Source organism: Flavobacterium urocaniciphilum (assembly GCF_900110615.1).
GTDB lineage: Bacteria > Bacteroidota > Bacteroidia > Flavobacteriales > Flavobacteriaceae > Flavobacterium > Flavobacterium urocaniciphilum.
The window spans coordinates 1-14440 of record NZ_FOEI01000007.1 but is presented as its reverse complement, the minus strand read 5'-3'; the positions used below and the strand labels follow the sequence as shown (position 1 = coordinate 14440).

11 protein-coding genes are annotated in these 14440 nt (G+C 32.0%); 9 read left to right on the top strand and 2 right to left on the bottom strand.

Annotated elements, in window-relative coordinates; genetic code table 11:
• Positions 1-18: 18 nt before the first annotated feature.
• The 7 genes from BMY86_RS11075 to BMY86_RS11045 all read left to right on the top strand — a co-directional run bounded on the left by BMY86_RS11075 (position 19) and on the right by BMY86_RS11045 (position 11357).
• The gene (locus BMY86_RS11075) at positions 19-1323 is read left to right on the top strand and encodes a hydroxymethylglutaryl-CoA reductase, degradative (RefSeq protein ID WP_091469231.1); all 1305 of its coding nucleotides are present in this window, start codon (positions 19-21) and stop codon (positions 1321-1323) included.
• 118 nt (positions 1324-1441) lie between these two features.
• A complete protein-coding gene (locus BMY86_RS11070; protein WP_091469525.1) occupies positions 1442-2365 on the top strand; it encodes a GYDIA family GHMP kinase in 924 nt (307 codons plus the stop codon).
• A gap of 51 nt (positions 2366-2416) precedes the next feature.
• Entirely contained in the window at positions 2417-5824 is a 3408-nt protein-coding gene (locus BMY86_RS11065) for a hypothetical protein (protein WP_091469228.1), read from the top strand.
• A 46-nt stretch (positions 5825-5870) separates the two neighbouring features.
• Positions 5871-9350, top strand: a complete 3480-nt coding sequence (locus BMY86_RS11060) for a T9SS type B sorting domain-containing protein (RefSeq protein WP_091469225.1) — start codon at positions 5871-5873, stop codon at positions 9348-9350.
• A gap of 74 nt (positions 9351-9424) precedes the next feature.
• The gene (locus BMY86_RS11055) at positions 9425-10171 is read left to right on the top strand and encodes an enoyl-CoA hydratase/isomerase family protein (protein WP_091469222.1); all 747 of its coding nucleotides are present in this window, start codon (positions 9425-9427) and stop codon (positions 10169-10171) included.
• 7 nt (positions 10172-10178) lie between these two features.
• Complete coding sequence (locus BMY86_RS11050; RefSeq protein WP_091469218.1) at positions 10179-10742, top strand: hypothetical protein; 564 nt, start codon at positions 10179-10181, stop codon at positions 10740-10742.
• A gap of 54 nt (positions 10743-10796) precedes the next feature.
• Entirely contained in the window at positions 10797-11357 is a 561-nt protein-coding gene (locus tag BMY86_RS11045) for a hypothetical protein (RefSeq protein WP_091469214.1), read from the top strand.
• Positions 11358-11360: 3 nt separating this feature from the next.
• Here BMY86_RS11045 and BMY86_RS11040 read toward each other — a convergent pair whose 3' ends face one another.
• A complete protein-coding gene (locus tag BMY86_RS11040) occupies positions 11361-11963 on the bottom strand; it encodes a 2OG-Fe(II) oxygenase (RefSeq protein WP_091469210.1) in 603 nt (200 codons plus the stop codon).
• A 270-nt stretch (positions 11964-12233) separates the two neighbouring features.
• On the opposite strand from BMY86_RS11040, the gene BMY86_RS11035 reads away from it, so the two are divergent.
• Positions 12234-12686 (top strand): 6-pyruvoyl trahydropterin synthase family protein, encoded by a 453-nt coding sequence (locus BMY86_RS11035; RefSeq protein ID WP_091469206.1) that lies wholly within the window; start codon positions 12234-12236, stop codon positions 12684-12686.
• Between the two features lie 9 nt (positions 12687-12695).
• Positions 12696-13643 carry a tRNA dihydrouridine synthase gene (locus BMY86_RS11030; RefSeq protein WP_091469201.1) on the top strand — a complete coding sequence of 316 codons (948 nt, stop codon included), beginning with the start codon at positions 12696-12698 and terminating at the stop codon, positions 13641-13643.
• A 71-nt stretch (positions 13644-13714) separates the two neighbouring features.
• On the opposite strand, the gene BMY86_RS11025 is transcribed toward BMY86_RS11030, so the two are convergent.
• On the bottom strand, positions 13715-14440 hold a 726-nt coding region (locus tag BMY86_RS11025; RefSeq protein WP_143065654.1), incomplete at its 5' end, for an OmpA family protein.

Below are 14440 nucleotides of genomic sequence, written 5' to 3'. Positions count from 1 at the left end.
CATTAGAATTTAATTACAATGACTCAAAATAAAATCGGTTTTTCGAAACTAACTAAAGAAGAAAAAATTGATTGGATTGCTCAAACTTATTTTGCCAATCCTACTCAAGCAAAAAATATACTTTTACAATATTGGAATCAAAACACCGATATTCAAAAATTACACGATGAGTTTATAGAAAACACCATTACAAATTTCTATTTACCATTAGGTGTGGCACCAAACTTCACTATTAACGGAAAAAACTATACGATTCCTTTCGCTATTGAAGAAAGTTCGGTTGTTGCAGCAGCCAGTAAAGCGGCTAAATTTTGGGGTTCGCGTGGCGGATTCAAAACTACTATTTTAGGAACTGAAAAAATTGGTCAAGTTCACTTTTTATACGAAGGTGATAAAGCAAAATTGACAGAATATTTCCAATTCGTAAAACCATTTTTACTTTCTGAAACAGAAGGCATTACCAAAAACATGCAAAAGCGTGGCGGTGGAATTTCAGATATTGTTTTAGTTGACAAAACTGCCGAATTAGAAAATTATTACCAACTTCATGCTACGTTCCAAACGAAAGATAGTATGGGTGCGAATTTTATCAATTCGTGTTTAGAACAATTTGCCAAAACGTTAAAAGATAAATCGGAAGATTTTGGCATTACTTCAATTCAAATTGTAATGAGTATTTTGAGCAACTTTGTTCCGAATTGTGTCGTTCGAGCAGAAGTTTCTTGTCCGGTTTCCGAATTAAACGAAGATAAAAACATCATTGCCGAAGAATTTGCTCAAAAGTTTGTAACCGCAGTCAAAATTGCTGAAGTAGAACCTTATAGGGCGGTTACACATAACAAAGGCATCATGAACGGAATTGACGCCGTGGTTTTAGCCACTGGAAACGATTTCCGCGCGATTGAAGCAGGTGTTCATGCATATGCCAGTAAAGATGGAAAATACACGAGTTTATCTCATGCCAAAATAGAAAACGGAATCTTTTCTTTTTGGTTAGATGTGCCGTTAGCATTAGGAACCGTAGGTGGTTTAACGAATTTACATCCATTAGTAAAATTCTCATTAGAAATGTTAGGTAATCCATCAGCTACGGAATTAATGGAAATTATTGCCGTTGCCGGATTAGCACAGAATTTCGCTGCGTTGCGTTCGTTAACAACGTCTGGAATTCAACAAGGTCATATGAAAATGCACTTGAACAATATTTTAAACCAACACCAAGCCACAAAAGAAGAAAAACAACAAGTTATTGCTCATTTTGAAAGTAAAACGGTTTCGCATAATTTGGTGGTGGATTATTTGGAAAGTTTGAGAAAAAAATAAACATATAAGTCATATAAGCTTAAATTTATATGCCTGACTAAAATTAAATTTACAAAGTAAAAACTTAATTCAACTTTATAAAGTTTTAAGTTAAATTGAAAAAACTTGCATGACTTATATGGTTAACAAAAAAACCTTCTACTCCAACGGAAAATTACTCATTACAGGAGAATATGTAGTGTTAAACGGAGCCAAATCGTTAGCACTACCAACGAAGTATGGACAAAATTTACACGTTTCACCAATTGAGGAACAAAAAATTGTTTGGACTAGTTTTGATGCTGATGAAAGTATTTGGTTTGAAACGGAACTAACTTTTGAAGATGTCATTTTAAAGAAAGACTTCGAAGAAGAACATCCCATTAAACATACTTTAGTAGAAATTTTACACCAAGCGAATCTTCAGAATCCTGAATTTTTAAAAGCGAAAAAAGGCTATAAAATTGAAACGGAATTAACGTTTCCTAGAAATTGGGGTTTAGGAACTTCTTCAACTTTAATTAACAATATTGCGCAATGGTTAGAAATTGATGCGTTTGAATTATTACGAAAAAGTTTCGGTGGTAGCGGGTACGATATTGCTTGCGCACAAAATAATACCGCAATTATTTATCAGCTGGAAAATGAAAAACCAATTGTAGAAGCCGTAACTTTTCATCCAGAATTTACAAAAAACATCTATTTTGTGTATTTGAATAAAAAGCAAAATAGCCGACATGCGATTCAGAATTACATGAACAAACAACAGTTTTTAGAAAAAAATACTGCAACTATTTCTAAAATAACGGAAAAGATTATCGCAACTGATAGTTTTAACGAAGCTGAAGATTTACTAAATCATCATGAAGTTATTTTAAGCAATATTTTGGAAATGCAAACCGTAAAAGAACGACTTTTCAATAACTTCACAGGTACAATAAAAAGTTTGGGCGCTTGGGGCGGCGACTTTGTAATGGTGCTTTCCAATGAAAATCCAACTCAATATTTTCTTTCAAATGGATATGAAACGGTTTTGAGTTATGAAGAGATGATATTGTCGTAGATACAAAAACCAATATTTTCACGTTTATACAATTATCATTACTTTTACTTCATGTATAAACGCATTTACTTACTATTCTTTTTAACACTGTTTTCTGTTGGTTTTGGTCAGGAGAAAAATCAGGCATTTCAAAGAAAGAAATTAGTTTATACGAAAGCCGAAATTCAAATTGATAGTGTCGCTTTAAATCCGAATTCCTTTAAAATTTACACTTTCAACAACCAAGAAATTGACACTTCTTTTTACCGATTCGATTACCAAACCAAAAAACTACTTTTCAAAAAAGAATTTACCGATTCGGTTCGAATTGAATATTCGCGTTTGCCGAATTTCTTAACGAAAACCTATGCCATTTACGACGATAGTAAAATTGTTCCGAATGAAGCCGGACAATTACTCACCTTTTCGGAAAACAATAAAAAACCAACACAATTATTCAACGGTTTGCAAACCAACGGAAGTATTTCTAGAGGAATTACTGTAGGAAACAATCAAAATACGGTATTGAATTCGAATTTAGATTTACAAATTTCAGGTAAATTATCGGACAATGTCACTTTAAAAGCATCCATTCAAGACAGTAATATTCCGTTACAAGAAGGCGGTTATTCGCAAAAACTAGACGAATTTGATCAAATTTTTATTGAGCTTTCTTCTAAAAATTGGAATGTTAGAGCCGGAGATTTATTCTTAGAAAACCGTAAAACTTCCTTTTTAAATTTCAATAAAAAAGTACAAGGATTATCGTCGCATTTCAATTGGGGAAATACCAATAAAAACGATTTGTTTTTTGCGGCTTCATTGGTACGCGGACAATATGCCAGAAGTAATTTTACCGGTCAAGAAGGCAATCAAGGTCCGTATAAATTACGAGGTAATAACAACGAATTGTATGTGTTGATTATTTCAGGTTCGGAACGTGTATACGTGAACGGAATTTTGAAAGAACGTGGCGAAAACAAAGATTACATTATCGATTATAATGCCGGAGAAATTATTTTCAATGCAACTTTCCCCATTACATCCGAAATGCGAATTGTGGTTGAATATCAATATTCAGATAGAAATTTCACGCGTTTTTTAAGTTATGGTGGTTACCAATTTGAGGGCGAAAAATTCAGTATCGGAACGTATGTATATTCGGAAAACGATGTAAAAAACCAACCGTTACAACAAAATTTATCGGAAGAACAAGTCCAAATTTTACAAGCTGCTGGCGACAATCAAAATTTAATGAATGCGCCATCTGCTTATGAAGACAGTTATTCGGAAAATAAAATTTTGTATAAAAAAACGCTTATTGGTTTAGAAGAAATTTTTGAATTTTCAACCGATCCTACACAAACACTTTATCAAGTGAAATTCACTTTTGTGGGAAATAATCAAGGAAATTATGTGTTAGCGAGCAATAATACTATTGGAAAAATTTACGAATACATTGCGCCTATAGCTGGAATTCCCCAAGGAAATTACGAACCGATTGTGAAATTAATTGCGCCAACAAAAATTCAAATTGCAACAATAGTAAGTAGTTATGCACCTACAGAAAAAACGAATATTGATGCGGAAATTGCCATTTCCAACAACGATAAAAACTTGTATTCCGATATAGACGATGCTAACAATCAAGGTTTTGCAACAAAATTAAACATCAAACAACAAATATTTTCAAAAGGCATTGCTGTAAATACGTTTGGAAACATCAATTACATTCAAGAAAATTTCAAACCAATTGAGCGTTTGTATAATATCGAATTTAATCGAGATTGGAACATTACAAATCCGTTAGGAAATCAGGTTTTATTAACAGGAGGATTAGAATTTAATTCTGTAGTTCAAGATTCTATCAAATGGATTACGATAGGGAAATATCAATTTGAAAAACTCGATTATTCTACTAATTTTTCGGGTAACAAACATAGTTTCACAGCCATTGCAAAAAACAAAACCTTACTTTTTCAAACTCAAACCAGTTTGATGAACAGCAAAGGCGATTATAGTAAATCAGATTTTTTTAGAAATCATACGGTTGCCAAATACCATTTCCAAAAAAATTATATCGGAGGAAGTGTAAGAAACGAAAACAGTAAAGAACTAATTGCACAAACCCAAACGTTGAGTAATTTTAGTCAGCGATTTACCGAATTTGGGAATTTTATTGGTCGAGGTGATTCCACAAAAGTTTTTACAGAAATTGGTTATTTAGTTCGAAACAACGACAGTATTCAAAACAACATATTACAACGTGTAAACACTTCTTTTTCATCGTATTTAAAATCGCAATTGATTAAAAACGACAGAAGAAGTTTGGGTATTTTCTTCAATTACAGAACGTTGAAATTTACGGATGGTCGCGCTACAGAACCGTCAATTAATTCGCGATTAAATTATTCCGATTCATTTTTCAATCAGTTGATTCAAACCACCACTTTTTATGAAAATGTTTCGGGAAGCATCGCACAGCAAGAATTCACTTATTTGGAAGTTGATCCAGGAAGAGGAGTTTATATGTGGAACGATTATAACAACAATAACATTCAAGAATTACAAGAATTTGAAATTGCAACTTTTCCTGATTTAGCGAAATATGTAAAGATCTTTTTGCCGAATCAAACGTTTTTGAGAACCTATCAAAATAAATTGAGCCAGACGGTAACTTTTAATGGAAATGCATGGCAAAATGAAACGGGATTTAAAAAAGTACTTTCGAAATTTTACAATCAGACTTCATTAATTATTGATAAAAAAATTGCAAGAAATTCGAATTCCTTTGAATGGAATCCGTTTACAAAAAATGAAGAAGATTTAATTGGATTGAACAATAATTTTAGAAATAGTTTGTTTTATAATAAAGGAAAACAAAAGCATTCGACAACATACACATATATTTCCAGTTCAATTAAAAACTTATTAAATTTTGGTAGTCAGGAAAATTATGTGAAAAGTCATCAATTGCAATATGTTCATCTAGTAAAGAAATTTTGGTTGTTCCAAGTGGCATCGAATACTTCAAATTCTGAGAGTGTTTCAGATAATTATGCTACAAGAAATTTCAAATTAAAATCATGGGAATGGACGCCAAAAATATCGTATTTATTCTCACAGAACGCAAGTTGGGATATTTTTTATGAAAACAATACCAAAGAAAACACGATTGGAAATTTAGAAAAATTGCAACAACAAGTTTTAGGAACATCTTTTAATTGGAACACCGAAAAAGGATTGAGTATGAGTGGCATGTTTAATTACATCAATAATGATTTTACAGGAAATGCAACTTCACCCGTCGGATTTCAATTATTGGAAGGATTACAAAAAGGTAAAAACACTACTTGGCAATTGCTTTTTAGAAAAAATATCACGCAGTTTTTAGATATTTCTATAAATTATCAAGGACGAAAATCGGAAACCAGTAAAAGCATCCACACAGGAACTATTCAGTTACGAGCGTTTTTTTAGAATATTTGGTTTAAAAACAATAAATTTGTGAAAATTTAAAAAAATAATGAAAAAATTCATTCATATACTTACACTATTTACTCTATTTATATCTCAAGCCCAATTAAGTAGTAAACATTGGATTCCGCCATTGCATTCAAGAGACGCATCGGCAATTCAAGACCATTATATTTATATTTCGACACCTGAAGCTACACCTTTTTTAGTACAAGTTACAACTGGAGATGGAACACCAATTCCTGGATCGCCTTTTTCAGTTTCTCAAACTAATCCAACGGTAATCGAAATAGGAAACGGTCAGCCTACAAGCATGTTTTTGGATGTAAGTGATGTAAACGTAGTTAATAGCGACAAAGGACTTATTCTTCAAGGACCAAAGGACTTTTATGTAAGTTTTAGAATGAGACATCAAAATCATGCTGAAACGTTGATTTCTAAAGGTCGACCAGGAATTGGAACTGATTTTAGATTAGGAAGCACTCCACAAGGTGGAGATATTAATATTAGAAACTTTGTCTCGAGTGTAATGGCAACTGAAGACAACACTACAATCACATTATCAGATTATGATACTGGAGTAGAATTTGTTTCAGGTGCAGGAATTATTTTAGACGACACACAAACCTTTACTTTAAACCAAGGACAAACAATTGTTTTCTCGGGTTACACTGACGTTCCTAGTAATTATTATGGCTTCATTGGCGCCTCATTAACAGCTACAAAACCAGTTGCTGTAAATACCGGTAATGCTACAGGAGGTGTTTCGAATAATGGATCGGATTTTACTTTAGATCAGATTGTTGCATCATCACAAATAGGAACAGAATATATTTTTATTGAAGGAAATGGTTTACCTGAAATGGAATCGCCTTTAATTATTGCCGATTCAGACAATACAGAAATTTTTGTTAATGGAAGTACTGTTGCTTCAACAGTTTTAAATGCTGGTGAATATTATTTAGTTCCGAATTCACAATTTCAAGGAACTAATAATAGAAATATTTATGTAAAATCATCAAAACCTGTTTTTGCGTATCAATTAATTGGTGGAGATGACTCAACTCCAACTTCTGGTTTAAACTTTATACCACCTTTAAGTTGTTTCTTTCAAAATTCAGTATATATTCCTGCTATAAATCAAATCGGAAATACTTTTTACAATGCCGATTTAATGATTTTAACCTATTCAAATGCAACGATAACGGTTAATGGAAATCCTATTAGTACATCGCTAGCACAAACTGTTTTAGGAAATACAGATTGGGTAACGTATAGAATTTCTGGTTATACAGGCAATGTAAATGTTGTTTCAACTGGGCCTTTAGCTGTTGGAGTATTTGGAGCAAGTGGTGCTGCAGGATATGCTGGTTATTATTCAGGATTTGGAAGTGCTCCACAAGACACCCCAGTAACAGTTTGTTCTTCAACAACAACCAATTTATTTGATGCCATTATTGGTAATCCAGGTCCTGGCGGAACATGGACTCCTCCAGCAGGTGGCGCTCCATTAAATGGTGATATTTTTGATCCTGCCATCAATATTCCTGGAGAATATATTTATTCTTTTACAAAAACCTGTAACACATCTTTGACATTTTTAAGTGTAAAAGTAAATGTTACGGTAGCACAAGCTAATAATGCCGGTACTAATACCACAAAAAATACTTGTAAAAACGCTGCGCCTTTTGATTTGTTTGCTTTATTAGGAACAGGTGTTACAGTTGGTGGAACTTGGTCGCCTGCTTTAGCCAGTGGAACTGGAGTTTTCAATCCAGCGGTAGATGCTAGTGGAACCTATACATATACTATACCTGCAAATGGGGTTTGTCCACCTTTATCTTCAAATGTAGTGGTAACCAATTATGATTTACCAACAATATTACCTATCACAGATTTTAAAGTTTGTGATAATGGAAGTGATGGAAACGACACCAACGGACAAACAACTTTCAACTTAGCCTTAAAAATCAACGAAATATTAAATAGTCAAACCGATTTAAGCGTAACATTCCATTTATTAGAAAGTGATGCACTTTTAGGAACAAATGCTATTTCTAATTATACTGGTTCAAATAGATTAATCTATGTGAGAATTTTAAACACGTTAACTAACTGTTTCAACACTACAAGTTTTAATGTTGTAGTTACTCCATTACCAACAATTGATGACGAAATTACGCTTTATCAATGCGATGATGATACCGATGCCGTAACTGATTTCAATTTAACGGAAGCAAATGGATTAATTTCAACTCAAACCAATTTAACGTTCAAATATTATGCATCACAAGCAAATGCTTTAAATGATATTGCTCCATTTACTAATGATACAAGTTATAATGCTGCTAATGGAAGTGTAGTTTGGTCGAGAGTTGAAAATGAAAATGGATGTGTAAGAGTTTCAAAAGTAAATTTAGTGGTTTCTGTAACTCAAATACCAAGCACATTTGTACCTTATATATTAGAACAATGTGATGATTATATAGACGCTTCAGATCCAGATGATGATGGAATTGATTATTTCGATTTAAACATCGCTACAAATGATCCCGTAAATGGAATTTTATCTGTATTTCCAAGTAGCACAAACTTAATTGTTACGTATTACGAAAGTCAAACCGATGCTTTAGCGGAAATAAACCCAATTGACACAACAGATCCTGATGGTTATAGAAACATCACACCAAATCTTCAAACCATTTGGGTTCGTATTGACAGCAACATCAATAATGCATGTGTAGGATTAGGACCTTATGTAACTTTAAAAGTTAATCCATTACCAGATGTAAATATTTTGAATTTTTATACTTTGTGTGTAGAACCTGGAACCGGAAATGGCAACTATATAGTTAATGCAACTCCACTAACTCCTGGAACATATACTTATGTTTGGACACCAACCAATCCGGATACAATTGGCGGATTAGAAAGTCCAATTTATGATATATCACAAACTGGTTTATATAAAGTTACGGTTACCAATACAGTTACAGGATGTGTTAAAGAAGATGAGATTCAAGTTAATATTTCTTCTGCGCCTGAATCTGTAGAGGCTGAATTAGTTTCAGAAATTTTTTCTACTGGATTAGCTACAATTGAAGCTATCGTTATTGGAGGATTTGGAGATTACGAATATAGTTTAGACGGATTTTTTTGGCAAGACAGTCCAATCTTTACGAATTTACCAAATGGCGTGTATACAATTATCGCGAGAGATAAAAACGGATGTGGAGAATTAATCTCTAATGAAATTACTACAATTTCTTATCCGAATTATTTCACACCAAATGGCGATGGATACAATGATATTTGGAACATTACTGGTTTAACATTAGATTTTGAAGCTAAAATTTTTATTTTCGACCGATATGGAAAATTAATGAAACAAATTAATCCTTACAGTGGTGGTTGGGACGGAACGTATAATGGAAATTTAGTACCATCTACCGATTATTGGTTTAAAATAGAATACAAAGAAAACGGCGTTACTAAAGAATTTAGATCACACTTTACACTTAAAAGATAATTTAATTACAACTAAAACCTACCGCAGTTTAACAGAGATAAATTCTACTAATCTGCGGTTAAATTTTTTTAACAATGACAGCTTTTGTAAAACAAGAAGTAAAAAACAATATTGGATACATCACTTTTTTTCATCCTGCAGGAAACTCATTTCCGAGTACACAATTACAACAGTTAGTGGAAACAATTCAGGATTTAGATCAAAACGAAAACGCTACTATTATTGTGTTACAAAGTGAAGGCAATACGTTTTGTGCAGGCGCTTCTTTTGACGAGTTACTTCAGATTGATAATTTAACCGATGGAAAACAATTTTTCTCTGGTTTTGCAAATGTAATTAATGCAATGCGTAACTGTTCGAAATTAATTGTTGGAAAAGTTCAAGGAAAAGCTGTTGGTGGCGGTGTTGGAATTGTTTCTGCCTGCGATTATGCCATTGCAAGTACTAAAGCCGATGTAAAACTTTCTGAATTAACTATCGGAATTGGACCATTTGTAATTGAACCAGCGGTTAGTCGAAAAATTGGACAAACCGCTATGAGCGAATTAACCTTAGCCGGAAACGAATGGAAACCCGCACAATGGGCTTTTGAAAAAGGTTTATACGCTAAATTTTTACAACCGGAAGAATTAGACGCTGAAGTGGAAAAATTCGCTACACAATTAGCGAGCTACAACCCAGAAGCATTAGCCGACATGAAACAAGTATTATGGCAAAATACTTCACATTGGAGCACTTTATTATACGAACGTGCTGAAATTTCTGGAAAATTGGTATTGAGCGATTTTACAAAAAAGGCTTTGGAAGCTTTTAAGAAATAAAACTTAAATGAAAAAAGTAATTTTATTTTTAGCGTTTTTATCTATAAATCTTGTCTTTTCACAAGACAGTATTGATTGGAATAAAAACAAAAAGATAATTTATGAAATCATAATAAGTGACTTCCAAAAAGAAATTAAAAATGATACACTTTTTGTAAATATTGATTTCAATCAGGAAATTCCAGATAAAACTTCAACTGGGATTTTAGGTAATCGAATATTATCAACATCTCAAATAAACACACCTTTTCGAGTAGAGTTCAAAAATTCAAAAATTTACTCCAATTTAAGTTTTAATTTTCATGAAATTGTTGGCAAAGAAAAAGCAAATATCCTTCACAGAGATATATTTCATTTTATGGATATTAAATCCCCTATAGATAAATGGTTGAGTTTGAATTTTATTGAATTATTAGGAAAACGAGCTAAAGATGAAGCAAAAATATTTATTCCAGTAGAATTTGAAAAATTAGATTTCAAAAATTCAATTAAAAAGGAAACGAGATATTTTTATGAATTTAAATATACATTTGAAAAAGGAATTGAATTTATCAAGAAAACTGAATTCTAAATCGTTCTAAACCAACTTTGCTAAGCAAGTTGGAAGCTTTTAAGAAATAATCAAATGAAAAATCTAATTCTACTATTTTTATTTTCAATTAATCTAATTTCAGCACAAAATAGTATTGCTGACTCAATTGTTACTAATCAAATTAAGATATTTAAAGAAAGTAAGATTGAGGAATTTTTTATTTTAGAAAAATATTGTAATGGATGCAAATTGCTAACGAATCTGGAAGATTTAGATTGTGATTTAGAAACTTCTCATATTTATATTTTTTGGAAAGAAAAAGACGAAAGTTATTACCAAAAAATCAGTAAATGTAGAACTGAAAAAACTAAAATTTCATTTGATATTTTCGCTAATTATTCATCAAAAATTGATATTATAAAAGATGAAAATGTCAAAAATTATCAAACTGAAAAAAGTGATTTTATTTCAATTAGTCATTCTGAGTTTTCCACTTTTTATTTTATTTCTAATAGCAATCAATTAAAAAAATCATTTGACCATTTTGATTTAACTTCAAATGAAAACAACCCAAATATTAATGCTGAATATAACAAATCTTTAGAATTAGTAAAATTGAGTTATGAATGTGACAATATTATATTGAAAAAGTAATTCTTAACTCGTTTTCAACCAACCGGTAATACTGTATCTTTTTCTTTGAACGGGTTTGACTTCGTGTTCTAAAATTTGACTTTCAAAAATAACAACTCTACCTTTTAACGGGTAAATTGTAATATCTTCTTCAGGTTTGTAAATGACTAATTCGCCACCATATTCAGGTTGCCAATTTTCATCATTCAAATAACAAACGATTGATAATTTTCTTCGCGTATCGTTTTTAAAAACATCTAAATGACGTTTATAAAATGTTCCTTCAGGATAAATAGCGTAATGGAATTCTTTGTTCGAAATTCCTAAATAACATGTCGCATTGATATACGCTACAAAGTCATTAATTTGATTGAAAAAGGTTTCTGATGCTACATTTTTTTCTTCTTCATCCAACCAAAAAATATAATCGCCGCGAATTTCTTCTTTTACAATTTCATCCGAATTCTTACCAATTGCCGACTTTTTAAATTCTGAAGTTTCGAATTTTTGTTCCAATTCGGCACGCATAATTTGCACGGCTTCTTCCGAAAAAAAAGCATCACAAACCGCGTATTGATTTTCTAATAAATCGTCGATTATCGTTTCGTAAAGTGGATTCAATTCCATGGATTTGTATATTTAAAGCAAAGATATAGTAATTAATTGAAGATAAAATCAATTTTAAAAATTGAAACGCCACGAATTCACAAATTTTTAAAATGTTACTGTTTCGATTTAATTCGAATTTCGTCTTTAACGAAACTAATCTCAAAATATTGATATTTTTAAATTCGTGAATTCGTGGCTAATCATTTAAAATTCAAATAAAAAACAATGCTAAGATTTTTATATTGAACTCGTGTTATTTTCGTAATTTTGCATTTCAATAATCAGACAATGAGTAAAATTAGAATTACCAAGCAATTTAATTTCGAAACAGGTCATGCACTTTATGGCTATGATGGAAAATGTAAAAATGTTCACGGACATAGTTATAAACTTTCGGTTACAGTTATTGGTGAACCTATTTCAGACACTAATAATGTGAAATACGGAATGGTAATTGATTTTTCTGATTTAAAGAAAATTGTTAAAGAAGATATTGTAGATGTTTTTGATCATGCTACAGTATTCAATAAAAACACACCTCATATTGAATTAGCAAAAGAATTGAAAGACCGTGGTCATCACGTAATTTTAGTAGATTATCAACCTACTAGTGAAAACATGGTTATCGATTTTGCTGAAAAAATTATGGCACGTTTACCTAAAGACATTCAATTGCATTCTTTACGTCTTCAAGAAACGGAAACTTCTTTTGCTGAGTGGTTTGCTTCAGATAATCTGTAGTCGTCCATAATGAGTCTTACTTTATTATCTTCACCTCTACAAGGATTTACCGATTTCAGATTCCGAAATGCGTTTCACAAACATTTTGGTGGCATTGATACCTACTATTCACCTTACATTAGGCTGAATGGTAAATTGGAAATTAAAGCTTCTTACGAACGCGATATTCTTCCAGAAAACAATACTACTTTAGAAGTTATTCCTCAGGTTATTACAAATGATGCTGATGAATTTTTATTTGTAGCAAAATATGTACAATCGTTAGGGTATAAAGAATTGAACTGGAATTTAGGTTGTCCGTATCCAATGGTGGCCAAATGCGGCATGGGTTCAGGATTAATTAGTAATACTGAAAGAATTAACACCATTTTAGATCGAGCGCATAGTGAAACGAATATTATTGTTTCGATGAAAATGAGAATGGGATATGAAAATCCGACTGAAATTTTAGACGTTTTTCCAATTTTAGAAAAATATCCGATTAAAAACATCGCCATTCATGCTCGAATTGGTAAACAATTATATAAAGGCGGTGTCGATTTAGATTCGTTTCAGCGTTGTTTAGATGTTTCTAAGCACAAATTGTACTATAATGGCGATATTACCTCGGTTGAAAAATTTAGAGCGATGCAAGAGCGCTTTCCAAGTATTGATCATTTTATGATTGGAAGAGGATTAATTGCCGATCCGTTTTTACCTAGTATGATAAAAAACAATACAACTGAATATCCTGAAGATAAATTGCAACTTTTTAGTGCTTTTCACGATGAAATTTATCAAGCATACGATTCTTATTTACAAGGTCCAACTCCAATTCGAATGAAAATGTTAGGCTTTTGGGAATACTTTTCACAATCTTTTCCTGATACTCAAAAAACGTATAAGAAAATTAAAAAAGCTCAAAATAGCAGAGCTTATGAACAAGCTGTAAAAGAAATCTTTTCATCTAAAAAATAAATTCATACAAAAACAAAAAGAGCGCTTTAAGCGCTCTTTTTTATTGTAATTAATATTATATAATCTTTAGATTATTTCTTGATGATTAAGAACTCACTACGTCTGTTTTTAGCGTGTTCTTCTTCAGTACAAGTTGTACAAGCCACTTTTGGTTGTGTTTCTCCCATTCCTTGACCTGTAATTCTGTTTTTAGCAATACCTTTTGAGATGATGTATTGAACGGTAGATTTCGCTCTTCTGTCTGATAATCTCATGTTGTAATTATCCGCTCCTCTACTATCCGTGTGTGATCTTGCATCGATTACCATGTTCGGGTATTCGTTCATTACCTGAACTAACTTGTCTAACTCAGCAGCTCCTTGTGCGGTGATGTTCGATTTGTTGTATTCAAAGTAAATTGGTTGTAAGATTACTTCTCTATCGGTAATGATTGGTTTAATTGGTGTTAAGTTTAACTCAATCGTTTTTGGTCCGTTTTTAGATTTCTCCATAGAAACCGTCCCGTTCTCATAACCCGATCTTGATCCGTTAAAGTTTGCAATTTCCTCACAAGCGATTCCGAATTTAACTTCTCCCATATCGTTAGACATTTGGTTACCTTTCTCCACTCCTTTAGTGTTTACCCAAGTAACTGTTGCATCCGATAATAATTTACCTGTAACGGCATCTTTTACTAAAATAGTTGCATCTACTCCACAAACAGCGTCTGCTTGGTAAATATCATCGTTTCCGTCTCTGTTACTAGAAAAATACCCAACATTTTTTACTAAGTTGTATGAAAAGGCAAAGTCGTCTTT